This window comes from Ruegeria hyattellae, from assembly GCF_041537925.1.
GTDB lineage: Bacteria > Pseudomonadota > Alphaproteobacteria > Rhodobacterales > Rhodobacteraceae > Ruegeria_C.
In genome coordinates this window covers 21958-46567 of sequence record NZ_JBGOSH010000022.1, presented here as the reverse complement: position 1 = coordinate 46567, position 24610 = coordinate 21958, and the positions used below count along the sequence as shown (strand labels likewise).

Below are 24610 nucleotides of genomic sequence, written 5' to 3'. Positions count from 1 at the left end.
TCGCCGCCATAGAGCTGGTCCGCCCCCTCGCCGCCTGATAGCGTGTCGGCCCAGCCGTCGCCCCGCAGCGTGTCGGCACCTGCGCCGCCCTCGAGCGTATCGCGGCCATCCTCGCCCTGCAGCAGATCCCGGCCATCACCGCCGTCGAGAAAGTCGTTGCCATTGCTACCGTTCAGCGTGTCATTGCCGCCGAACCCCTCGATGCTGTCATTGCCGGCGCCGCCATCGAAACTGTCGGCACCGTTCGTCCCGGCGATGACATCATTTTCGCTGGAGGAGAAACTCAGCGTGTTCAGCAGGATATCCTTGTTGGGACCAAAGGGGCTTGAGCCGGGGGGAATGCCATAGCTCTGCAGCGCATTGTCCAGGAAATTGTTCCAGGCGCCCAAGGTGTTGAGGTTCGGCAGGGTATCACCGCCGAGGCGGAAGAAATGCGCGGCATCAACGGTGCCATGTGTCGGGTGGTTTACCCCTTCTTCCTCGAGGATCAGGATCGTGGTGGTGCGCGCCACATTGCCTGCGGCCAACCAGTTGATCTGATAGATCTGGCTGTCGGGCCCCTCCGCATCCGGGTCGAGGTTCTGACCGTTGAGGCGCAACTGGCTCAGATCGATATCGATATCCACAAAAAGGTCATCTGGCGCCGTTCCGCCCGGTTCCAGCGGCAGAACAGTGTAGCGCAGCGAATTGGTGCCGCTGGTGGGTACCAGTTGGAGGCTGGCCCCGGTCTGGATGCCGACATCCGTGTCGGTTGCAGCATCGTTGAAAACCGTGAAGCCGGTTGCGGAATAGGTTGTCATAGCAATGTTCTCCCCAGAATATAGTTGCCTTTCCGGTGCCTGCCCGATCGCTGCAGCAAGTTTCTGAAATTGTTTTTTTGCTTGGGCAGGTCGAAGCGGTCAAAAATTATGCTGGGTTAAACTATACGGGCTGACACTGGTCAACGAGTTTGACGTTGACCAGTGTCAGCCCGGTTTGCAGTCGCTCCGGTAGGCTCGACGCTCAGAAGATGAAATCGCCCGCATCCAGCGCACCCTCGGCCACGCCCACGAGCGTCATCGTGTTGCCCAGCCCGTCGCGGATCACCGCCGTCCCGCCTCCCGACAGGTGGTTGGCCTGCAGATCACCGAAACCGGTGATCGAACCCACGCCGCTCAGGTCGATCCGGTCGCCGGCCCCGAAGCCGATCGCCCGATCGGCGCCGGTCGAGAAGACCAGCACATCCGCGTCCGCGCCACCGCGCAGCGTGTCGTTGCCCGCGCCGCCGCGCAGGGTATCGCTACCGTTGCCGCCATAGATCAGATCGTTGCCCGCGCCGCCCCAGAGTTCGTCCCGGCCATCGCTGCCACCCAAAGTGTCATTGCCGCCGCCCGCATAGATCGTGTCATTGCCGCTATTGGCCCAGAGGCCGTCGCCGCCGCCGCCGCCACCGATCGCATCATTGCCGCTGCCGCCGAGGATCACGTCCCGGCCGCTGCCGCCGCCAAGCCGGTCGTCGCTGCTGCCGCCATCGATCCTGTCATTGCCGTCACCGCCCCAAAGCGTGTCCCGACCGTCACCGCCCTCAAGCGTGTCTTGCCCGGCATTGCCGGTCAGTGTGTCGTTGCCGCCCTGACCGACCAGCCGATCATTGCCACCCTGGCCAGTAAGGGTGTTCGCCCCGCCATTGCCATAGAGCACCAGATCCTGCGGCGGCAGGGGGGCGGGATCTCCGCCACCGCCATTGCCGTTGTCAAGCTGCAGCGGTGCGCCGGTGCGGGCGAAGTTCTGGGTCACCATAACCGCGTCCCAGCCATTGTAATTGCCGCGCTCGATGCCGATGCCGATCACTTCGAAATTCGGGTTCAGGATATTGGCACGATGGCCCGGGCTGTTCATCAGCCCCTGATGCAGGTTGGCCACGTCATCGGCGATGCCGGTGGCACCGCGCTCGCTCTGCCAGGCGATGTTCTCGCCCCAGGTCCAGCTGCCGGAGAACTGAAAACCCGCATCCCGCATCCGGTCGCCGGGATCGGATCCGTCCTGTCCCGTATGCGAGAAGAAATCCTGCTCCAGCATGTCCTCGCTGTAATCTTCTGCTGAATCGTTCAGACGCAGCTCCAGCTGCAGCGGGTCGACACCCGCCCTTGCGCGTTCCTGGTTGATCAGGTCCAACATCAACCGTTCGAATGAGTCCGCCTGTGACATTTCAATGCTCCTCTGCCTGCCGTGGGGATGGCATGGGTCACCCGGCCGGCGCAATCGGGCCGGAATTTACGGGAAATATCCCGCTCATATAGGGCGTGGGCTTGGCAGGAATTTGCCGCAAATGCGGCCTCTCTGCCCGGCGGCAGAGGTTTGCGCACAGGGATTGGGAAAAGCGGCCGGAACGCGCCGTGGTCCGGCTCAGTCCGCGCTGAACAGATCGCGGGTAAAGACCTTCTGCACTACATTGGTCAGTTCCGGCGCGTGGCGGTTGGCGATGATCAGGTCGGCCTCGGCCTTGAAGTGATTGAGGTCGCGAATGACGGTCGAGCCGAAGAAGTCGCGCTCTTTCAGCGCCGGTTCATAGACGATGACCTCGATCCCCTTGGCCTTGATCCGTTTCATGATCCCCTGCACCGAGCTTTGCCGGAAATTGTCCGAGCCGGTTTTCATCACCAGCCGGTAGATGCCGACCGTGCTTGGCGCACGGGCGATGATCTGGTCGGCGATGAAATCCTTGCGGGTGCGGTTGGCGGCGACGATGGCCTGCATCAGGTTCTGCGGCACGTTGGCGTAATTGGCCAGCAACTGCTTGCTGTCCTTGGGCAGGCAATAGCCGCCATAGCCGAAAGAGGGGTTGTTGTAATGGGTGCCGATGCGCGGATCCAGCCCGACCCCTTCGATGATCTGGCGCGGGTCCAGGTCATGGGCCAGCGCATAGCTGTCGAGCTCGTTGAAATAGGCCACCCGCATGGCGAGATAGGTATTGGCGAAAAGCTTGACGGCCTCGGCCTCGGACGGCCCGGTGAGCAGGATCGGCACATTCTCGTCCAGCGCGCAATCGGCCAGCAGATCGGCAAATCGCTGACCCCGCGCCGACGGCTCGCCCACCACGATGCGCGACGGGTGCAGGTTGTCATAAAGCGCTCGGCCCTCGCGCAGGAACTCGGGGCTGAACAGGATCCGGTCGGTGCCCAGCCGTTCACACAGATCGCGGGTGAAGCCCACCGGAATGGTCGACTTGATCACGATCAGTGCGTCCGAATTCAGCGCGAGCGCCTGTTCGATCACCGCCTCGACCGTGGAGGTGTCGAAGAAATTGGTGGTCGGATCGTAATTGGTGGGGGTCGCCACGATGATGTAATCGGCCCCGTCAAATGCCTCGGCCGGGTCTGTGGTGGCTTTCAGGTCCAGCTCTTCCTCGGACAGGTACTGTTCCAGTTCCGGGTCGATGATCGGGTTCTGGCGGGCATTGAGCATCGCGACCCGCTCGGCGCTGACATCCAGTGCCGTGACCGCGTGTTTGCGCGACAGCAGGACTGCGTTCGACAGCCCCACATAGCCGATCCCGACGACGGCGATCTTCGATTTACCCATAACTACCCCTCACACACTTCCGCTACGTTCTTGCGGCAAGTCAAAGCACAGACCGGTCTCGTCAACAAGAAGCATCGCCCTTTCGGGCGGGCACTGTTGCGGCTTGTTCCACGGCGGGGCAGGGGCGGGGTCTCTGTTTCAGAATGCGACCGAAAGCCCGAGCCCGGCGCGCAGCCCTTCCTTCATGTCGGCCTTGTCCAGATCAAAGCCCTGATAGGCGACGATCCCGTCCACCCGCAGCCGGTCGAATTGCTTGCCGAGCCCGATCGTGGCCAGCGTACCGCTCTGGCGGTCGGTGCTGAGTCGGTGATCGGGGGCGGAATCGGCGTTGACCAGGTAATGCCCGACGCTCCAGTTGAGGTCGAAATCGGCAAAGTCGTGGCTGACATAAAGATTGGTGGACTGGCCTTCGGTATCGACTGCCGCGCCCAGCACCACGCCCTTGTTGGCGTAGGAATAGGTATTGTTGTTATAGGCCGAGTTTGGCCCGCAGAACCCCGAGCTGGAGGTGTCGGTGCGGGTGTCCACGGTCTCCAGCGTGGCGGTGGTGGGCACGCCGAACAGGCGCGTGTTCAACTCGGCACCGGCCATATAGAAGGTGCAGGAGGGCAACCCGCCCGACTCGTCCTCACCAGCGATCTGGCCATAAAAGCGCAGATTGCTGTCCTGGATATCGAACCCGTAGGACAGGCCCAGCCCGGCCAGCTGGTTGGCCTCTGCCGAGGATCCCGAATTGGTTTTGCCACGCAGCACGTCCCAGAATGTGCTCAGGCTTTGCGAATTCCCCTCGCCGCCCCATTGCGCGGTGCGGATGAACTCGATCTCCAGCCCTTTCGCGGGCCGGATGGCCAGGCGCATCCCCATGAACAGCGCATCATCGGGCTGTCCGGGACCGTCGGTGGTGCCGATCAGGAACTCGCCATCCCAGGGCCCCAGCCATTTCAGCACCGGCACGTCCAGCACGGTGGGGGTGGTCTTGGCGATAGAGACCGCATGCATCGCTGGCGCATTGCGCGACAGGAACAGTGAACTGTAGCGCGACGGCCCCCAGTTGCGCAGCTTCTTGGCGACCCCGATTTCGGCGGTGTCTTGGGCAAAGCTGTAGGCCAGCTCGTAGCGCGGGATGGTGCTGTCGCGGCCATGCTGCAGATGGGCGGCGGTGATGTCGAAATGGAGCTGTCCGAAATCACGCTGATAGCGGATTGCGGCGGAATTGAACGCCAGATCACCATAACGCTCGCTCAGCCCGATAAAGGGATCGGTGATGGCACCACCATAAAAGCTGAGCCCCGGACCCTCTGGCCCCATTTCTTGCTGCGCCCGCGCCGGGTCTGCCACAGCCCCCAGAACCACCAGCGCCGCAGCGGTACCCGCCAGCCAGCGGCATGCCCGTCCGGTTTGCAAAAGGGACGGGGCGGTGGCGCTTTCGCTGCGCGACCGGGTGCTCAACACGCACGGCGTCATCATGGAATATGGCCTGTTTAGGTTGCTGCCTAGGGTTATGGAATCGTTAGATCATAGCCATCACAGAGAATCAATTCAGCGCGGGATCGGGGTCGGTTCGGGGCGGTAAAAGGCGAATAATCGCTAAAGTGGTCCGGGGTTCAAAAGTACAACCTGTAAATCAAAACAGTCATGGGTGTTTTTTGTTCATTATCCACGTATTGGAAATTATAGCAAAAGTTCCACTTTGAGAGGGAACCGCTTGCTTGTTCGGTTCCCGACGCCTTGTTAGGTTCGTGGGACGTTTTTAAGACAAGTTTTTTGTAGTGTGATTGGTTTAGGGGTGCTCGGGGGACATGTGTGCGGTTTATACCGATGTGGAACGATATGACTGTCGTGTAAAAATGGCGGAGCGGCTGGCCTGCACCGCCAATGTCAGCGCGGCGTGTCTGGGGATAGTGGATTTGTCGAGTCGACGTCTGGTGGATGTCTGGGTCGGGCAGGGAAAGACCGGTTCGGCTCTGCCCCTGAGTGACACGGCGGATCTGGTTTCCGACAAGGTGAAGACATTTCTGTCCCAAAAACAGGATCGGCCCGTGCGCCGGGCTGCAAAGGGCGCAAGTGAAACCTGGCTGCGCTCGCACCGTTATCTGATCGGCATTGGCGCGCAGGTGGGAAATTTTGCGCCGATGGCCGCCTTCGTGAACGGTGCGGTCGGATCGGCGAGCCGGCCCGAATTGCAATCTCTGGCGCGGATCGGACTGACCTTTGCCGAGCAATTGCGCAACGAGCGGGCCGGGGCCGACCCGGCAGAAGGCCTGAACGGTCTGCAAGCCCAGATCCCCGATATCATCCTGCGCAGCCTGTCCTTCGGGGTCGCCGTATCGGATGCGGCTGGCGAGCTGCGCTACATGACCAGCCTGGCCGAGACTTGGCTGGCCGAGAATGACGAACTGCACGTGGCGCATGACCGGCTGGCCGCCGGCTTGCCGCAGAACCAGAAGGCGCTGCAGGCCGCGCTGAGCGCGGCTGCCGCGACACCGGGGCAGGTCTCGGTGGTGCAGTTGGGCGGTGCGGAAGCCCTGCCCAAGACGGTCATCGTACTGCCGTTCAGCCAGTCGCCCGGCCTGGCGCTGGTCGTGTTCGGCCATACCCAGGGGGACCGGGCGCTGCGCGATCTGATGCTTGAGACGTTGGGGTTGACCGTGGCCGAGCGGCAATTGGCCAAACAGCTTCTGGCGGGCAAGTCCCTAGCGGCGGCGGCCGAGGAAAACAACCTCACGATCTCTACCGCGCGCAGCTATCTGAAACGGATCTTTGCCAAGACCGGCAGCCACCGGCAGAGCCAGTTCATCACGCTCTATCACCAGTTGATGCCACCGTTGCGGGTTGGCAGCCAGGACACGGCGGAGAAAGCGCCATATTGATTTCCGAAACCGGTTTTGGCCTTGAAGGTTTCTGCGGTATTGCCGATACATTGTCGGCCTGAGCGATAAACCCAAGGATGCAGAGATGCCGCTATCCGATTTCCTGCGTCAACGTCCCTGGACGTCGCGCAGTTTTCTCCTGCCCGCCGAATTGCGCAGCTTTCCGACAATGCTGTCGCCGGAAGAACAGAGAATGCTGGCTTTTCTGGGCGCGGCCATGCCGTTGGAGACAGGGGAGATCGTGGATCTCGGACCGTTCATGGGCGGCTCTACCTCGGCGATTGGGGCCGGGTTGAACATGCGCGCCGACAACACGCGAAAGATCCACAGTTTCGATCTTTTCAGCGCCTCCGAACAGCAGAAGAAGCAATTCCTCTATTCCCGCGGGCACCCACGGCATGAGGGCATGGATATCTATCCCCTGTTTCAGAAACTGACCGATCCCTATCCCGTCATCTCCGCAAAGCAGGACATCCTGAAAGTGAACTGGGATGCTCCGATAGAGCTTCTGTTCATCGACCTCTCAAAGTCCTGGAAGATCAACGATCACCTGATCAAAACCTTCTTTCCCCATCTGGTGGAGGGGGCGATCATGGTGCAGCAGGATTACATGTTCTTCCGCAACCCATGGGTTGCCAGCACGATGTACAAACTGCGGGACCACGTGTCTTATGCTGGTCATACCGAATACAATTCGGTCCTCTTCGAGGTGAACAGGGCGCTTGATGCAGCGGCGCTGGAAGGCTGTCTTGAGGCCCATACCAGCCAGGACGAGATTCTGGCCGCCTTTGATTGGTCCGAACGGTTCTGCCAGACCTATCAAGCGGTCGAAATGCTGGACATGATGCGTTGGGCGGTCCGGAAAAACCACGCCGGGCGGGCGCATGACGATTTCGAAAAATGCGCCTGGCCATCCGTGCTGGGCGAGGCGCGCAGGCGTTGGCACGCGTAAGTCGCGAGACGTTAATCCGGATTGACCGCCGGGGGTTTTGCCAGGGTGGTGCGAAACGCGTCGATCCAGCGGAAGGCGTCCTGCGGCGCCATCATCAGCACCATCAGATCGTCGGGCCGGGCCGCGTGCATCATTTGTTCGACCAGCGCGTCGCTGTCCGGCCCGGTCAGGATCTGGCCATCTGACGCACCTCGCGCGATCAGCGTGGCCCGTGACAGCTGCCGCATCTCTTCTTCCGGGTCGTCGCCGATGAAATAGCCGTATTTCCGGATCACCCTGAGATCGGGCAGCACCGCGATCCGGTCAAAACTCTCCAGCAGATGTACGGCGTTATTTTCAAGCTTGTGCGGGCCGCTATTGCCCAGGATCTGCAGCGCCAAAAAACGCCGCCCGGTTACCGGCAAGGCCCGGACCACCCGGCACAGCTCGGCGACGGCGGGGTCGTTATGGGCATAATCGATCAGCACCGGGCAGGCGAAACCGTCGATCATATTGTAGCGGCCGGGGCTTTTCTCGCGCGTGTTGGCAAAGCTTGCCAGCGCCGTACGGATGGCCTCGCCGGGCAGGCTCTGGGCATCGGCCAGGGCAATGGCGAACATGGCGTTCATCACGTTGAAGCGCAGCAGCCCGCCCATTGTGGCCGGAATGTCAGCCACTTTCATCACCGGGACATGGCGCGGCCCGCGCGCCATCACGATCCAGTCGGCGCCGTCCCGCGTGGTCACGAAAACACCGTCGCCACCCCCCTCCAGATGGGTGGCCAGGGCCGGGGTGGCGGCCTTCATCGCCACCAGGATGCGGCGCGGCGCGGTGGTCATTTCAACCGCCTGCAGGCAGAGCGGGTCCTCGGCATTGACCACCACCGCTGTGCTTGCGTGCCGGATCACGCCGGACTTGAGCCGGGCCATCTCCTCGAGCGTGTCAATGCCGTTCTGGCCCAGATGATCGTTCTGCACATTCAGCAGCGCCGCCACATCATAGCGGTCGCAGGCCTGGCCGAACCGGATCAGCCCCAGCCGCGGCATTTCCAGCACCGCCGCCTCGACCGCCGGGTCGCCCAGCAGCAGTTCCGCCCCCGGCAACCCGCTGAGGTTCTGGGTATCTACCTTGTCCTCGCCGATCCAGGTGCCCACGGTGGTGCAGACCCCGGCGGTCTTGCCGGCCTTCTGCCAGATATGGTGCAGCATCATGGCGGTGGTGCTTTTGCCATTGGTGCCGGTGATGGCGGCGGTCGGGATACGGGCGGGCCGGCCGGCAAAGAGCGCATCCAGCACCTCGCCATTGACGTCGCGATCCGGCGTGCTCAGCCAGTGTGGGCGGAACCCGGGCTGGCCGTTCACCTCGCAGATCGCGCCGCCCCCGTCGCGGTAGCTGACCGAGATATCGGGGCAGAGGAAATCCACCCCGGCAACATCCAGCCCCACCAGCCGCACCGCGCGGATCGCCGCCACCCGGTTGTCGGGATGCACAAGGTCCGTCACATCCACCGCAGTGCCGCCGGTACTGACATTGGCGGTGCGGCGCAGTGGCACGAAACGGCCTGTCTCGGGAATGCTGTCAGGGGCCAGCCCGGCCTCTTTCAGACAGGACAGCGCCTCGTCATCGCGGCGGATTTCGATCAGCAGGCTGCGCGGCGCGCTGCTGCGCCGCGGGTCGGCATTGACCTGGTCGAGCAGCGCATCCACAGTCTGCTTCCCGTCCCCGGTGACCCCGCCGGGGATGCGCCGTGCGGCCATCATCATCCGCCCGTTCACCACCAGCAGCCGGTGATCGTCACCCGGTACGAACGCCTCGACCAGAACGCCCTGATCCTGCAGATCGCTGGCCGCGTGAAAGGCCCGGGTAAGGTCCTGATCCGAGGTGATGCCCACATGCACGCCGCGCCCCTGATCCAGCGCTACCGGCTTCAGCACCACCGGCCAGCCAAGCTCGGCGGCGGCGGCGCGGGCCTGCTCCGGCGTGCGCACAAAGCGTTGCTCGGGCACCGGCAGGGCGGCCTGTTTCAGACGCTGGAGGCTGAAATACTTGTCGCGGGCCAGCTTCTCGGCCAGCGAACCGGTCCGGTCGGTGAAGCTGCTGCGCAGCCGTCGCGCCCGCGCGCCCCAGCCGATCTGCAGCGTCTGCTGGTTCAGCACCGTTACCGGCATGTCGCGATCCATGGCAGCGCGTGCGAACCGCATCGAATTGGGCGCCAGCCCGCCGCGCCGTTCCTGTTCCAGGAACCGGGCCAGGTGTTGCGAAATCTCTGCCTCAGCTGTGTCCGGTGTCAGCAATGCGATCATCAGATCGGTGGCGTTGCGAAAAAGTTGCTGGCGCTGCCAGGGCAGGGCGAGGCGGATCCGGCCGGGGCTTGCTTCCAGCACCTGACCCTTGTGGACCGGCACCCGCGCCCGGAGTTGCAGCAACACGATCAGGGCCGCCGACAGATCGGCCTGCGCCGAGGGGCCGCGCCCGCCGACCAGCAGCGGCGCCACCCAGTCGCGCCCCGCGATATCGGGCATCTCTTCGGCGGGGGCCAGGCCAGGCAGCCCGTCGGGCTGCGCCAGACGCGCCAGCACCGGATCGGGGACCGGAGCGGTGACCTCCAGATCGAGCAGGGCAGTTCTGCCCGCGATGTCATGTTTGCAGCCGTGAAAGAACTGCAGTGACCGGACCTGAAGACATGCCTGCATGTGTCTGCTTTCGATTACAGGGCGAGACGCACGATCAGGATATTTTCCAAGGCTTGCGGCATCAACGCCTAACCGCCACGCAGACTGGCTGGGATCACCGGAAACGGTGCCCTAAAAATACCGCCGATTGTTTCCCGAAGTGATGAGATTTGGCTGAATTACGACAAAGGTGCATTAAATTTTGGCGAAATTTTGGCGAAAATGTTGACGAGTAGCGCCACTCTATTCCTTAATGGCTGTGATGCCTGACGAAGGGGTTTTTGAATCGGGCAGAGTGGTTGGGGAACCAAGAAGTATCTGTGAGTGATGGGAGAATTTCGCCTGTCATTAAGAGTGTTGAGTGTGCTGGTTGAAAAATTTGAAAGCTTTCGGCTGCCTATATTTCATCTCATGCAGTCTTAATCCGGATTGATTCTGGATCCCCCTATACCGAGCCCGCTGTTCGCGGGACGTATTTTGTAATGATGGTGCATACCTAGGGGGAAGCAACAGTGACGAATAATTATCAGGAATACGAGTGGACCGCTTTCACTGAGGCCGATCTTCTGGATCAGGGCGGCAACGGGTCAAGCATTGGATGCGGTGACACATTCACCATGCCAGGAAGCGCCAGCGTCTGCCTGTCCACCAAGGATAACGACTATTTTCTGTCGGGCGACACCTGTAAGGACGAGAACGCCAATGACTGGAGTGGTCAGAAAGCCTATGTCGACGGAGAGGCTGTTGGCGGCCAGATGTATGCCGAAAGCTATCATGTGCTGAAAGGCTCGGACGGTCAGACCTATTACATGATCGAGATTGAGATCGAAGGTCATGACGCCCCGGGTGCAGGCGACGATTATTTCTCGTTCTACGGCAAGGTGCCGCCGGCGGGAACCGAACTGACCGTGGTCAATACCTGCAATGTCCGGGGCAACTGGGTTGACTACAAATGCCTCAGCGCCGGGGACAAGATCGAAACCGGCTCGATCTCGGGCACCGTTTTTTGCGATCAGGATTGCGACGGGATCAATGGCGAGGTCACCGTGATCCCGGGCTGTGATTACACGATCGAAGCCGAAGACATGTACAGCAACGGGTTCAAGGTCGTCTCCGGGGCGCAGGCCTCGGGCGGTGAGCTTGTCAAGCTCTACTGCCCCGGCAGTTACGCTGCGCTTTGCACCACTTTCGACGGGAAAGCTGGTGTGTATGACGTCAAAATCCGCGTGCAGGATGAAAATGACGGGCAGAGCATCATCAAGCTGAAGGTCGACGGCGTGCTCGTCGAGGCGGTGCGCCTCGATGGTGATAGTGATGGGGCTGGCTCGAATAATGGTGGCTTCTCGACCTATGTCATCAAGGATGTCGCGATCGAGCCCGGTGATGATGTGACGCTCAAGGTACGCGGCGATGGGTGCGAGTATGTCCGCATCGACAATATCGTCCTCGAAGGTCAGGACACGCAGGAAATCGTGTCTGAGCCGACAAAGGCCGGTGTCACCATCAAGCTGGTCGATCTGGACGGAAATGTCGTTGCCACGACCGAAACCGATGCGGACGGCAATTATCGTTTCGATGACGTGCCTGTTGGCGATTACAAGATCATGGGCGTCGCGCCGGATGGCACCGAATTCACCATTCAGGACGCGGGATCGGATGACACGATCGACTCCGATGTCGACGAGAATGGCATGTCGGGTGTCATCAGCGTGACCGCTGACAGCGAAAGCGATGTCGATCTGGGCGTCTGCGAGAAACCCGATCCGGGCTCGCTGTCGGGCCGGTATTTCTGCGATACCGACGATGACAACCAAGACAACAACAATGGTGACGAACCGGGGATTGAAGGCGTCGTCGTCATGTTGCTGGATGGTGATGGCGTCCCCACCGGTGCAACAACTGTAACCGACGCCGACGGGAACTACTCTTTCGAAAACCTGGAACCGGGTACGTATGGGGTCAAATTCACCGATCCGGACGGCGTGTTGGACGGCAAGACCCTGATTGATGCCAATGTCGGGGATGATGCCTCGGACAGCGATGCGATCGGCGACACCACCATGTCGGTCATTGAAAATATCGAGGTCGTTGCCAATGCCGATACCGGCGACAACGATGCCGGTGTGCGCAACTCTGACCCGGGGACAGCTGAGCTTGGTGATACGGTTTGGCTGGATATCTTTGGTGACGGCATCCTGAACGACGAGGCGTTCGATCCGTTCTTCTCGGGCCGCGAGCAGGGGGTGCAGGGCGTGACCGTGCATCTGCTGGCACCCGATGGCACGATCCTGGATCAGCAGGTCACCGATGCGGATGGCAAATACCTGTTCACCGGTCTGAAGGCGGGCGACTACAAGGTTGGCTTCATTCTGCCGGCAGGCTTTGCCTTTACTGCGGCCAATCAGGGGGCGGACGACGCCCGCGATTCCGATGCGGTCACCATGGCCGGTGACCCGGACTATGCGATGACCCAGGTGGTCTCGCTGGCCGAAGGCGAATCCAACCTGACGCTTGATGCCGGTCTGCTGCGCTGTGGCCTCATCGAAGGCACCAGCCAGATCGACGAGAACTCGCCCGTTGGCGGTTTCGATCTGTTGGTGGGCTGCGAAACCAATGACACGATCATCGGGTTTTCGGGCGAAGACACGTTGCTCGGCAATGGTGGCGACGATGTCCTGAACGGTGACGCCTATGATGACCGTCTGGAAGGCGGCGATGGCGAAGATGATCTGAATGGCGGGTCCGAAAACGACATCCTCATCGGTGGCGCCGGAAACGACGACATCAACGGCGATGGCGAGGTCGACACTGCGGTCTTCGGCGGCAACTATGCCGATGCGACGATCGAGATCGTGGATCTGTTCACCGGCGAGCTGACGGTCACCTCCGTCGATGGTGTGGACCGGGTGCGCAATGTCGAATTCCTGCAATTCGACGATGTCACGGTTGCGGTCGAGGCGATCCTGCCCGGCGGCACCAGCGACGCGGTTGCCGCACCGGCTCCCGGCGGGTCGGTCAATATCGACGTTCTGGCCAACGACCTGGAACTCAGCGAAGGCACGCTGTCGGTGGCGCAGGTCAATGATGGTGGCTTCGGATCCGTCGTGATCGAGGCGGACGGCACCGTGACTTATTCAGCGGGTGCGAATTTCGACGGCTTCGATTTCTTCACCTATACCGTGACCAACGGCGTGGGCTTCGTCAAAACCGTCGAGGTTCAGGTTGGCGACGTGCCGACGCTTGATCCCGCAGATCCCGATGTGACCGTTCTGGTCGAAGCGCCGGGCGACAATGGGGTCACCTATGATGGGACCGGTGGCAATGACAACATCCTCGGCACACGCGGCGAGGACGTGATCAACGGCAGGGGCGGCGATGATGTCGTCGAAGGCGGTCGCGGTGACGACAATCTGCGCGGCGCCTCCGGCAACGACATGTTGCTTGGCGGCGAAGGCGATGACACCATCAACGCGGACGGCCAGGGCGATGTCGCTCTGGGCGGCATCGGCAACGACGTGCTGAACGGCCAGTTCGACGATGACATCCTGTTCGGCGGTGCCGGAGATGACTTCGTCCGCGGCTTGCAAGGCTCGGATTTCGTGTCCGGCGGTGCGGGCGACGACCGGTTCCAAAGCCCCAATACCGGCGCTGATACGGTCCTCGGCGGTGCGGGAGAAGACGAGTTCGTCTGGTCCGAAGCCACTGATGCCGGTGAGCGTGACTTCCTTGACGGAGAAAGCGGTGTCGACACGCTCGAGATTTCGCTGAACGGCGCTGATGCGCTTGCGGTTCAGGCCGAGATTGATGTCTATCTGGCGATGGTCGATGCCAATGCACCGGCACCGGGCAGCATCAATGATGGCAGCGTGCTGACCGATACGTTCAGCTTCACGACCATCGATTTGGACATCCGCAATATCGAGGATGTGCAACTGATCTGATCTGCAAGGTCCCTCCGGGGCCTTGCCATCCGAACGCAAACAAACATGCCCAGCCGATCCGGCTGGGCATGTTTGTTTTGTTGTGCTCCCGTCCGGAAAATCCGGCCAGGAACGGGCAACCGAGCACGCCGTTCAACGGTGAGAAGATCCCGTGGATGCGTAAGGAGCCGGGGTGTGGACGCGGGGACCTGACAGCGCATTCGCTGCGTGTAGGGGTCGCAACATGACACGGACAGGGGTGTCCAATGTGATCCGCAGGCGGCAAGCCAGGTCGAAAGACCCGCTGGTTGAATCAAGGCGCGAACACGCGGCGCTGGCGGATGTGAACCTGTCGTAGCTCTTCGCGAAATACCTGGCTCACCTATCGCTACCCGAAATCAGAGATTTCAACGCGATGGGCGATGCCGGGTGCCTCAATTTTTTTGCGAAGGGCATTTGGGTCCTGACCTCACGGTCCTGATGCAAGACTGCACGTACTGCCTGAACAGAGAACACCGCCCCTGACGGATCAGGGGCGGTGCCGGGGGACGAGTTCCAGGTCTGTTCGAAAACGGACCGGGTACTCGGTCCTTTCTCGTAAGCCGAATGATTATTCGGCCAACAGGTCCCAATTCAGTGAATCGGCCGCATACCAAACATTCTGGTCGTCATCGAGGTAACGGTCGACAAAGTCCGGAACCGTGGTGTTCGGCAGGGTGTCGCCGGCAAATCCGTCAAGCGGCTTGCGGCCTGCCGGATATTCCGGACGTGTCCCTTCCCAACCCGTGTCCGGGCGATCCGGGTCGCAGCTTTCGACGCTGATGCACTTGTCTTCGAAGTAGATGACACCTTTGCCTTCGCCGAAATCGGTCTTCTCGAGATAGTTCAGAAGCGCCGTATTATAGTCGGCCTCGTTGCCAGGCACATCTTCCGGCGGCAACAGATTCAGACCCAGCTCCGAGAACAGATCCTCGACCACAACCGTGTCACCGGTCAGGTCCGACCTGATCTCGATGTCGTCGCCGTTGACAACCCGGGCTTCCAACTCGCCTTCATGCGCCGTGTGGAACACCAGCCGGTCATTGTTGATGTAGCTGAAGTCCGTCACCAGGTTGTCCTGGCCGAAGCTTGCATAAGCAGCAAGGACTTTGGGACCTGCACAGACCTGATAGCCGAAGACGAAATCGTCGCCATCCGCACCACCGGTCAGAGTGTCAGCACCCTGGTCGGCGATCAGGCAGTCCTCGTTCTTGTTGCCAAAGAGCGCGTCGTTGCCGTCGCCACCCAGCAGGGTGTCGTTGCCCAGACCACCATAGAGGCCACCGAACGGAGCATCCGCCGGTACGGTGTTGCCGCGGAAGTCATCGCCAGCCTGACGGTAACCCGCTTCACCTGCGGTCATGTTGGCATCGTCGCCACCACCACCGAACAGGATGTCATCGCCGCTGCCGCCTTGCAGTTGGTCGGTCCAACCGACCTGCTGTCCCACGGAGAAGAAGACATTGTCGTCATCGCCGAACAGCACGTCATTGCCGCTCTCGCCGCTGACAACGTCTTCGTCCTCGCCGCCGCACAGTGTGTCTTCGCCGCTGCCGCCGCGCACCATGTCGTCACCGGAGCCGCCATCGGCCAGATCATTGCCGGACCCGCCGCCAATATTGTCTTCGCCTTCGCTGCCATGGATATGGTCGTCGCCAGAGCCACCCCAGATGCGGTCGTCGCCGCTGTTGCCGTCAACCGTGTCGTCACCGGCATTGCCACCGACATCGTCATCATCCGCGCCGCCATTGATGTGGTCGCCGTCGCTGCCACCGTTGATGGTGTCATTGCCGGTGCCGCCATCAATCTTGTCGGACGCCAGTTCTGCCGAGGCTTTGCCGCTGGCATTGTCGCCCCAGATCATGTCGTCGCCAGCGCCGCCGTCGATGCAGTCCTGGTTGTCGTTGCCCTGGATGTTGTCGTTGCCTGAGCCACCCGAAATGGAGTCGTCGCCGCTGTTGCCGCGAATGGCGTCATTGCCACCATCACCATAGAGCTCGTCATGACCGCGCTGACCGGCGATGAAGTCGTCATCTTCGCCACCCGAAATCCAGTCATCGTCATCGCCACCGCGCAGCGCGTCCTTACCGGTGCCACCCCACATGGTGTCTTCGCCGGCACCGCCGTTGAGCGCGTCCATGCCCGCATTGCCGGCCATCACGTCGTTGCCGTCTTCGCCGTACATGTCGTCATTGCCTTCACCGCCCGACATGGTGTCGTCGCCGGTTCCGCCAAGCATGTAGTCACGGCCGCCTTGGCCAAACATCAGGTCGGCGCCAGCGCCGCCATACATGCGGTCGTTGTCGTCACCGCCCATGACGCAATCGTCGCCGATTCCGGCATAGATCTTGTCGTCGCCGGCATTGCCCATCAGCAGATCGTTGCCGATTCCGCCGCTCAGCGTATCGTCGCCGCCATTGCCGGCACCCACGTCATTGCCAGCTTCGCCGATCAGACAGTCGTCGCCAGCGATCAGGTCCGAGACCGCACCGTCGCCGAGCATCACGTCGTCGCCGTAGCCGCCACCGATAACGTCATTACCAAGTTCGCCGCGCAGATAGTCGTTGCCGTAATTCCCGAGCAGCGCGTTGTCGTTGCTGTTGCCCAGAATATAGTCGTTGTCCCCCAGACCTTTGGCCTTGTTGAGGCCAGCATTGTCAGGATGCTTCAGGTTGAGATTGTCCGATTGCGGCGTGCCGATCAGGGCGGCGCCAGGAATCGAGTTCCATGCGTTGATTAGTTTCTTAGACATGTTTTACCCCCGGTAAAAAATGAACACTATTGCAATGAACAGGCCGGGCTTATCGGCCCGAATGCAAAACAACGCGTCGGCATAAATTCGCCGAGCGCCTCTCCACTGAGCCATTGATAGGGGAATCCTCGCTACCCCCATTTGGGGGCAATCACAGACGCCAAACCGGAAACAAAGCCGGTGGATTGTCTTTCCGCGGGTCAGGCGCGTGCCTGCGTCGGATTGATGAGGGCCGGGGTTCCCTCTACGGCAAGCATGGGCGGTGATCCAGCCGATTTCAGGAAAGAAAAATGGCAAAACAATGGCGCGGGGCGCCTGGTGGAATGGCGCGCACCGCGCCATGAAGGGCTACCACGGCCAGTCCGCGCCGTCGGTGTCCGGCTGTCATGGGTCTTTTTTGCCCAACCTGCCTGTCAACAGGGTTGCGGCCGAGCCCGCAAACCGAAACATCTCCCGCCGGGTGCTCGAAGGCGGGCAGGCGGCACAGGCTCCGGGTCTTGTTGTGACGCGCAGTTTGTTTCGAAAACCGTTTCATACATTTCCGATTGCACTCTGGTGTCGTATACCCTCGGTCAGATCATAATTTGTTTAGTGAATTGCAATGACCCCGGCGCGCGCTGCATTGATCAAGGACTGTCTTCACGCATCCACAGGGCGGGTCTGTGATGTTTTTCTGTCAGAGCCGAAAAAATACGTGGTCCTCTCTGCCGGAAGGTCGGGATCCAACCTTCTTGTGTCCTTGATAAAGAGCATCCCAAAAAACATTCAGCACGGCGAAATAATCGGCGAATTCCAGTTGCAGAGCATGGCGGTGCGCCGACGCATCAACAAGACCGGTCCCGCAGCATATCTCGACCGCCGGTTAAGCCGCATGACGACCGAGACACTCACCGGTGCCAAGCTGCTCTACAGGCATTTTGAGGATGATTATGGCGAGAAATTCGGCATTCCGGGGACCGGTGGCCTGCTCGATCATCTGCTGTCGAAGGACGAGATCCGAATTGTCCACCTGAGCCGCAGCGACAAGCTGGCGGTCTTGCTTTCCACGCGCCTGGCCTATGAGACGGGGGAATGGGTCGGCGGGTCTTATGGTGACAGAACCGTGCACCTGCCGGTGGATTGGGTGCGCGACCGGTTCGCCTGGCTGGAAGGGTGGGAGGACAGGATTGCCGCGACCTTTCCGGCGCAGCGCGTCCTGCAGATGACCTACGAAGAGCTTGTCTCTGACAAGGCGGGCGAGATGCAGCGCCTTTTCCGGTTCCTCGACGTCCCGGCGGCGCCGGTGTCGTCAAGCATGTCGAAGCAGAACAAACGCCCCAAATCCGAGGTGATCGAGAACTATGCCGAATTGAAAGAGGCATTTTCCGGCACGCCCCATGCCTCTTTGTTCGATGCATGAGGCTGGCCGCCGCGGCCTCATGCGCCCGGCGGCTTTGCATCCGTCCTGCGGGGCCGGGTGTCAGCCGTCCCGGAAGGCCTTGCTGAAATAGCTTGTCAACGGGTTGGCCAGATAGGCCAGCGGCGTGCGATCCTGAGTCCGGATGAAGGCGTCGACGGGCATGCCTGGGATCAGGATCTGTCCTTCGCCCAGCTTGCTCAACTCCTCTTCGGGCAGTTCCAGTTCCACACGATACCACGAGGCCCCGGTCTGATCGTCGACAAAGGAGTCGGGTGAGATCAGGGTCACCGATCCGAACAGATCTGGCGAGTTGCGCTGGTCGAAGGCAGACACGCGCATCACCACTTCCTGTCCCGGATAGACCTGATCCACATGGATCGGATCGATCCGTGCCTCGATGATCAGCGGCCGGTCCTGCGAGACCAGGAACAGCGTCGGGTCGGCGGGCCGGATCACCGATCTGCGGCCGAAGACCTGCAGATCATAGACCACACCCGAGATCGGTGCCCGTATGTCCAGGCGGCTGAGGCGCTCGATGAGAGATCGGCGCTGCTCGGCCAGTTCCAGCTCGTTGAACTGCAGGTCGCGCAGACGGGTGATGGAGCTTTCCCGGCGGGCGGAATAAAGCTGCAGCTCTTCGATCTCCAGCTCTGCGATCCGCTCCAGGGTCTGGGCCCGCTGCGCCACCAGATTGCCGAGCGTGCCAGCCAGTTGCGCCTCTTCGCGCTGCAGGGCCAGAACCCGCGAAGCTTGTGCCAGCCCTTTGTCCAGCAATGTTTGCTGATTGCCCAATTCGCTTTCGATCAGCGCCTGTTGGCGCTTGAGCGCATCCATCTGGGCATCGACGCCCTCGATCTGGTTGTTCATCTGCGTCCGCTGGGCGCGCAGCTGTTCGATTTCCTTGGCCTGGGCTTCGCGGCGGGCCTCGAACAGGCGCACCTGTCCGGCGGCCACCGAGGCGATCTCGGGGCGGCGCTCGACATTTTCCAGCAGCATCCGGTCGAACCGGACCTCGTCGGTGCCATCGCGCTCGGCTTCGAGCCGCCCGCGCCGGGCCATCAGTTCGAACAGTTGCCCTTCGACGATGGTCAGTTCCGATTGCAGCAGCGTGGGATCGAGCTTGACCAGGATGTCATCCTCGGCGACCAGATCGCCCTCTTCGACCAGAACCGCTTCGACCACGCCGCCATCGGGATGCTGGACGACCTGCCGGTTCTTGTCGACGACGACCCGGCCCGAGGCCACCACCGCGCCCGAAATATTGGCCAAGACCCCCCAGGCGCCGAAGCCGCCAATCAGGATGACCAGGGTCAGCACGCCCACCATCAGCGGGCCGGTCGAGGGGAAAATCTTTTTCTTTTTACTCATGTTACACCGGTCGGTTTGTTGGCGGCCTGCTGGATCTGGGCGTGGTTCTTGACCACTTCGGCCAGAACGCGCTCGCGCGGGCCCCAGGCCTTGCGCACGCCGTCTTCCAGCATCAGCAGCATGTCGCATTCCTGAATGGCGGCGGGGCGGTGCGCCATGATCAGCACCGCATGGCCGGCCTCTTTCATCTGACGGATCGCGGTATTGAGCGCGTTCGAGCCTTCGTTGTCGAGATTGGAGTTGGGCTCGTCCAGCACCAGTATCGCCGGGTCACCATACATCGCGCGGGCGAGGCCGATGCGCTGGATCTGGCCGCCGCTCAGCTGGCCGCCGGTGGTGCTGACCTGGGTGTCATAACCGTCAGGCAGTTTCAGGATCATCTCATGGGCGGCTGCCTTCTTGGCCGCGGCCACGATCTTGGCGTCGTCCGGGTTGGTACTCAGCCGGGCGATGTTTTCGGCAATGGTGCCGTCGAAAAGCTGCACGCGCTGCGGCAGGTAGCCGATATATTGGGCCAGCCTTTCGGGATCGTATTGCTCCAACGAGGCGCCATCGAGGCGGATCTTGCCGCCAGCCGGGGCCCAGACCCCGGTCAGCGCGCGCGCCAGTGTCGATTTGCCCGAGCCGCTGGGGCCGATCACGCCGATGGCCTGGCCGGGGGCAACGTCGAAATTCACCAGCCGCAACGAGGCCTGCCGGGCGTTCGGCGGCACCACGGTCAGTTGCTGCACCGCAAGCTTTGCTTTTGGTTTGGGCAGCTCGACGCGGGCGATCTCGGGCGGGATGTCGGATAGCAGTTCGGTCAGGTTTTCCCAGCCGCGCTTGGCGCGCTGCACCATGGTCCACTGCCCCACCACCAGATCGACCGGGGCCAGCGCACGGCCCAGCAGGATCGACCCGGCAATCATCGCGCCCGGGGTCATCTCTCCCTGCAGCACCAGATAGGCACCAAGCGCCAGCATCGCCGATTGCAGAAACAGCCGGAAGGTCTTGGTGGTCACCGAAAAGGTGCCGCCCATATCGCTGGCATGCAGCCCCTGTTCCAGCGCCCTGCCGCGTGCCTTGTGCCAGCGCTCGAAAGCGCTACGCTGCATGCCCAGGCTGCGGATATGCTCGGCCTCGCCGTGCAGGTGCTCGGCCATCCGGTCCGAGGTATAGCTGGCTGCGGTTGATTGCAGCACCGCGCCTTTGGTGGTCAGCTGGTTCAGCACCGTGATCAGGATCAGCAGCGTGCCGCCGCCGATGGCCAGCATGCCCAGCAACGGGTGAAACAACGTGATCCCAAGCAGAAACACCGGTGTCCAGGGAATGTCGAACAGCGCGGCAAAGGTCGGCGAGGCATAAAAGCGCTGCACCGACTCGAGATCCTTGAGCTGGTTCTCGGATTGTTTTTCATCCCGATGCAGCGACGCTTTCATCAGCATGGCGCTGAACACCCGCCGGTCGAGACTGGCCTGAAAACGCGCGCCCATCCGCGCCAGCAGCCGCCCCCGCGACCAGTCCAGCAGCCCCATCGCGAGGAACAGGAAGGCCATCAGGGAAAAGAGCGCCACCAGCGTTTCTTCGGACCGGCTGCCCAGAACCCGGTCATAGATCTGCAACATGAACAGCGGGCCGGTCAGCATCAGCAGGTTCACGAAGACGCTGAAGATTCCTGCGGTCCAGAGCAACCCGCGATTTTCGCGCCGCACATCACGCAGTTCGGCCTGCCCTGCCGCGCGATCAGAATTTCGCATCCGTTTTCTCCATTCCCCAATGCCGTCGGCGCACCGACCGCCCAGCCAAAAATATCATGTTTCGTTATGGCAAATAAACTTTGTGAATCGTCTCAGAAGGGTAGCGGTCGGAACCCATGTCGTCACCATCAGATTGCGCCATGCCGGACGGTTGTTTTTGCGGGATCAGCATATAGAGGGCGCACAGGCGCAAGGCCACCTCATATGGCGGCCAATTCGGGCGGAGATTTGCCGCCTGTCCCCTTCGCCGTAGCGATTGTCGCGGATTTCCGCACAATTGATGCATAAGCGCGCCATTGTGGCGCGGGGGGGCGTGGCGGATCAGGAGGTTTTCGCGGCGGGTTCGGGGGCCTGATAGCCCTCGACCCAGTGCCGGATCAGGGCGCGTGCCCCGATCTCGTCGCCACTGGACAGGGCCTCACGCAGCCCGCGCAGCACGCTGGCGATCTCGATTTCCGACAGGGTCTCCTCGCGGGCGCAGAAAATTTTGGGGTTCCGGGTTCCGGTCAGGTCGCCCGAGAGCGTCAGTTCCTCTTCGATCTTTTCGCCCGGGCGTAATCCGATCACCTCGATCTCGATATCGCCATCGGGGGTCGTGGTGTCGCGCACCGTGTATCCGGCGCTTTCGATTACCTGCCGGGCCAGTTGCATGATCGGCACCGGCTTGCCCATGTCGAGCACGAAGACCTCGCCGCCCTGGGCATCGGCCCCGGCCTGCAGAACAAGCTGCACCGCCTCGGCGATGGTCATGAAATAGCGCTTCACGTTGCGATCGGTCACGGTGACCGGCCCGCCGCGGCTGACCTGTTCCTGAAACAGCGGCACGACCGAGCCGCTGGAGCCCAGCACATTGCCGAACCGCACCATGGTAAAGACGGTCTGCCCGTGCCTTGTGGCCAGATCCTGTACCACCAGTTCGGCCAGCCGTTTCGAGGCACCCATGACATTGGCCGGGCGCACCGCCTTGTCGGACGAGATCAGAATGAAGCGTTCGATCCCCGCCTGCGCCGCCGCCCGCGCCAGGGTCTGGGTGCCCAGCACGTTGTTGGCCAACCCCGGCAGCGGGTTGGCCTCGACCAGGGGCACGTGTTTATAGGCCGCCGCATGCAGCACAACCTGCACCCCATGGTCGTCCAGCACCCGGCTGACCTGGCGCGGGTCGGTCACCGAGCCCAAAACCGGCACGATCTCGATCCCGCCATCCTCGCAGAGCTGGGTCAGTTCCTGATGCACGTTATAGAGCGCCAGTTCGCTCAGCTCATAGAGCACCAGCCGCGTCGGGCGGCAAGACAGCAACTGGCGACACAGTTCCGAGCCGATCGAGCCGCCGGCTCCCGAGACCAGCACCGACCGTCCGGCATAGCTGTTGGAGGCCTCGGCCAGCGTCATGTCCCGTGCCTCGCGCCCCAGAAAAGCCTGCGGGGCAATGGGCGTCAGCTTGTCGACCAGTTCCTCTTCGCCGATCAGCTGCGCGAAAGAGGGCAGGGCCTGCACTTCAAGCCCCATCTTCTGCAGTTGCCGGGCGATCTGGGCCTGCTTTGGCTGGCTCAGTGACGGCATCGCCAGCAGCACGCGGTGAATTTTGCGCCGCTCCACAAGCTCACCGATCCGGGCCGGGGAAAACACCGGCAGCCCCGCCAGCAACACGCCCTGCAGCGAGGCCTTGTCGTCGATGAAGGCGACCGGGGTGATGCTTTCATGGGCGCGCAGGGCCTGCACCAGCTGAGTTCCGGTGGTGCCGGCGCCATAGATCAGCACCCGGCAGCTGTGTTCGCCATGGCGGTAGATCGCGCTGACCACCTGAAACAGGATGGCGCGGGTCGCCACCATGATCAGGAAATAGATCAGGCCGAAAATGACATGGGTGCCCATCGGCACATGCACCGCCGCCACCCAGGTCAGCAAGGCGCTGAGGCAAACCATCGCCACCGCATGCAGCGCGGTCAGCCCGACGGCGTTCTGCTCATAGGCCTTGAGCTTGATGTTGGGCAGCCCCAGCCCGATCGACAGCAATGCCGCACCCGCGATCATATAGGGCAGGACGGGCAGGAACCGGACCAGCGTTTCGAGCGGTGTGCCCGGCAAAGGCTGTACGGCAAAGGTCAGCAGCAGCGCGACCGGGATCAGCAACAGATCGATGGTCAGGAAAATCCTGGCTTTCTGTTTGCGGGTCAGGGAATTCACGAAATCCAGCACTCTAGCGCTCCCGGGACCACTCCGGCCCCCATGAAAACGCTATCGGCTGTTGGTGTGGTATACAACGCATGGTTGCTGTTAATCTTTTGATTTCTACTCGCAAGCCTTCGCACAATATCGCAAGGACCGCCAGTCCCCAAATTAAATTCTGCCAAACCGTGAGCGCAGCAGAAAACCGCTCACGGAAATGTGTGCAGGCCTCTATTTTCCTTGTTATTCAGCGGCCTGGCTGGCGTGAATTGTTTCGGTGAGATAGCGGCTGAGGTCGTCACGCAACTCGTCGCGGGCCAGTGCAAAGGCGACGGTGGCCTGCAGGAAGCCCGATTTCGAGCCGCAATCGAAACGCTGACCGCGGAACCGGTAGCCATAGACCGGGTTGCCGGCCTTGATATCCTCGGCGATCGCGTCGGTCAGCTGGATCTCGCCGCCCGCGCCCTGCTTCATCTTGTTGAGATTGCGCAGCACCGAGGGCTCCAGGATGTAGCGCCCGATCACCGCCAGGTTCGATGGTTCGGTGCCGGGGGCGGGTTTTTCCACCATGCCCCGGGCGCTCACCACCGCGCCCATGTCTTCGGCCACGTCCAGCACACCATAGGAACTGGCCTTCTCGGGTGGCACTTCCATCGCGGCGACCATGTTGCCGCCGGTTTCGCCATAGGCATCGACCATCTGCTGCAGGCAGGGTTTCTCCGCCGCGATCACGTCATCGGGCAGCATCACCGCAAAAGGCTCGTTGCCGATCAGCCGGCGCGCGCACCAGACCGCATGGCCCAGACCCAGCGCCTTGTGCTGCCGGATATAGGCGATGGCGCCACTTTCCATATTGGTCGACTTGAGCGTCTCGAGCAGCTCGTCCTTGCCCTTCTTGCGCAGTTCCTGCTCGAGGATCGGATTGTGGTCGAAATAATCCTCCAGCGCGGATTTGCCGCGTGAGGTGACAAAGATGAACTCCTTGATCCCGGCCGCGCGTGCCTCGTCGATGGCGTATTGCACCAGCGGCCGGTCGACCAGCGTCATGATCTCTTTGGGAACCGATTTCGTCGCGGGCAGAAAACGCGTGCCCAGACCTGCAACGGGAAATATCGCCTTTGTTACCTTCTTACGCATGTAAACCTCAATTCGTCACCATAATCCAAGTTGGCCTCCGGGTGGCTGCCTTGTCGGGC

14 protein-coding genes are annotated in these 24610 nt (G+C 61.7%); 4 read left to right on the top strand and 10 right to left on the bottom strand.

What is annotated here, in order from left to right:
• From AB1E33_RS27920 to AB1E33_RS27905, 4 genes are all read right to left on the bottom strand, one after another.
• Positions 1–800 (bottom strand): calcium-binding protein (locus AB1E33_RS27920; RefSeq protein WP_372580497.1); only part of this gene is annotated, 800 nt, incomplete at its 3' end.
• Between the two features lie 202 nt (positions 801–1002).
• Positions 1003–2187: a CAP domain-containing protein gene (locus AB1E33_RS27915; protein WP_372580496.1), complete on the bottom strand. Its 1185-nt coding sequence runs from the start codon at positions 2185–2187 to the stop codon at positions 1003–1005.
• A gap of 198 nt (positions 2188–2385) precedes the next feature.
• Complete coding sequence (locus AB1E33_RS27910) at positions 2386–3561, bottom strand: nucleotide sugar dehydrogenase (protein WP_372580495.1); 1176 nt, start codon at positions 3559–3561, stop codon at positions 2386–2388.
• Between the two features lie 138 nt (positions 3562–3699).
• Entirely contained in the window at positions 3700–4638 is a 939-nt protein-coding gene (locus AB1E33_RS27905) for a capsule assembly Wzi family protein (protein WP_510762310.1), read from the bottom strand.
• Between the two features lie 722 nt (positions 4639–5360).
• Here AB1E33_RS27905 and AB1E33_RS27900 point away from each other — a divergent pair.
• On the top strand, positions 5361–6431 hold the full coding sequence (locus tag AB1E33_RS27900; RefSeq protein WP_372580494.1) for a helix-turn-helix transcriptional regulator: 1071 nt from the start codon (positions 5361–5363) through the stop codon (positions 6429–6431).
• Between the two features lie 85 nt (positions 6432–6516).
• Positions 6517–7383: a class I SAM-dependent methyltransferase gene (locus AB1E33_RS27895; protein WP_372580493.1), complete on the top strand. Its 867-nt coding sequence runs from the start codon at positions 6517–6519 to the stop codon at positions 7381–7383.
• Between the two features lie 11 nt (positions 7384–7394).
• Here the strand turns inward: AB1E33_RS27895 and AB1E33_RS27890 are convergent, their stop codons facing one another.
• Complete coding sequence (locus AB1E33_RS27890; protein WP_372580492.1) at positions 7395–10055, bottom strand: Mur ligase family protein; 2661 nt, start codon at positions 10053–10055, stop codon at positions 7395–7397.
• A gap of 491 nt (positions 10056–10546) precedes the next feature.
• Between AB1E33_RS27890 and AB1E33_RS27885 the strand changes: the two genes are divergently transcribed.
• Positions 10547–13975 (top strand): SdrD B-like domain-containing protein, encoded by a 3429-nt coding sequence (locus AB1E33_RS27885; RefSeq protein ID WP_372580491.1) that lies wholly within the window; start codon positions 10547–10549, stop codon positions 13973–13975.
• A 589-nt stretch (positions 13976–14564) separates the two neighbouring features.
• Here AB1E33_RS27885 and AB1E33_RS27880 read toward each other — a convergent pair.
• Positions 14565–16745 carry a calcium-binding protein gene (locus tag AB1E33_RS27880; protein ID WP_372580490.1) on the bottom strand — a complete coding sequence of 727 codons (2181 nt, stop codon included), beginning with the start codon at positions 16743–16745 and terminating at the stop codon, positions 14565–14567.
• 733 nt (positions 16746–17478) lie between these two features.
• Between AB1E33_RS27880 and AB1E33_RS27875 the strand changes: the two genes are divergently transcribed.
• Positions 17479–18144 (top strand): sulfotransferase, encoded by a 666-nt coding sequence (locus tag AB1E33_RS27875; RefSeq protein WP_372580489.1) that lies wholly within the window; start codon positions 17479–17481, stop codon positions 18142–18144.
• Between the two features lie 60 nt (positions 18145–18204).
• On the opposite strand, the gene AB1E33_RS27870 is transcribed toward AB1E33_RS27875, so the two are convergent.
• From AB1E33_RS27870 to galU, 4 genes are all read right to left on the bottom strand, one after another.
• Positions 18205–19512 (bottom strand): HlyD family type I secretion periplasmic adaptor subunit, encoded by a 1308-nt coding sequence (locus AB1E33_RS27870; protein WP_372580488.1) that lies wholly within the window; start codon positions 19510–19512, stop codon positions 18205–18207.
• Positions 19509–21248: a type I secretion system permease/ATPase gene (locus AB1E33_RS27865; RefSeq protein ID WP_372580487.1), complete on the bottom strand. Its 1740-nt coding sequence runs from the start codon at positions 21246–21248 to the stop codon at positions 19509–19511. Before AB1E33_RS27865 ends, AB1E33_RS27870 begins: the two co-directional genes overlap by 4 nt.
• Positions 21249–21569: 321 nt before the next feature.
• Positions 21570–23444, bottom strand: a complete 1875-nt coding sequence (locus AB1E33_RS27860; RefSeq protein WP_372580486.1) for a polysaccharide biosynthesis protein — start codon at positions 23442–23444, stop codon at positions 21570–21572.
• Positions 23445–23657: 213 nt separating this feature from the next.
• The gene (galU, locus tag AB1E33_RS27855) at positions 23658–24551 is read right to left on the bottom strand and encodes a UTP--glucose-1-phosphate uridylyltransferase GalU (RefSeq protein ID WP_372580485.1); all 894 of its coding nucleotides are present in this window, start codon (positions 24549–24551) and stop codon (positions 23658–23660) included.
• Positions 24552–24610 lie beyond the last annotated feature (59 nt).

Bases quoted from the DNA above. Each gene is read 5' to 3' on its own strand.
- AB1E33_RS27865 (WP_372580487.1), bottom strand. From the start codon at position 21,248: ATGCGAAATTCTGATCGCGCGGCAGGGCAGGCCGAACTGCGTGATGTG.
- AB1E33_RS27900 (WP_372580494.1), top strand. From the start codon at position 5,361: ATGTGTGCGGTTTATACCGATGTGGAACGATATGACTGTCGTGTAAAA.
- AB1E33_RS27870 (WP_372580488.1), bottom strand. From the start codon at position 19,512: ATGAGTAAAAAGAAAAAGATTTTCCCCTCGACCGGCCCGCTGATGGTG.
- AB1E33_RS27910 (WP_372580495.1), bottom strand. From the start codon at position 3,561: ATGGGTAAATCGAAGATCGCCGTCGTCGGGATCGGCTATGTGGGGCTG.
- AB1E33_RS27890 (WP_372580492.1), bottom strand. From the start codon at position 10,055: ATGCAGGCATGTCTTCAGGTCCGGTCACTGCAGTTCTTTCACGGCTGC.
- AB1E33_RS27895 (WP_372580493.1), top strand. From the start codon at position 6,517: ATGCCGCTATCCGATTTCCTGCGTCAACGTCCCTGGACGTCGCGCAGT.
- AB1E33_RS27915 (WP_372580496.1), bottom strand. From the start codon at position 2,187: ATGTCACAGGCGGACTCATTCGAACGGTTGATGTTGGACCTGATCAAC.
- AB1E33_RS27880 (WP_372580490.1), bottom strand. From the start codon at position 16,745: ATGTCTAAGAAACTAATCAACGCATGGAACTCGATTCCTGGCGCCGCC.
- galU (WP_372580485.1), bottom strand. From the start codon at position 24,551: ATGCGTAAGAAGGTAACAAAGGCGATATTTCCCGTTGCAGGTCTGGGC.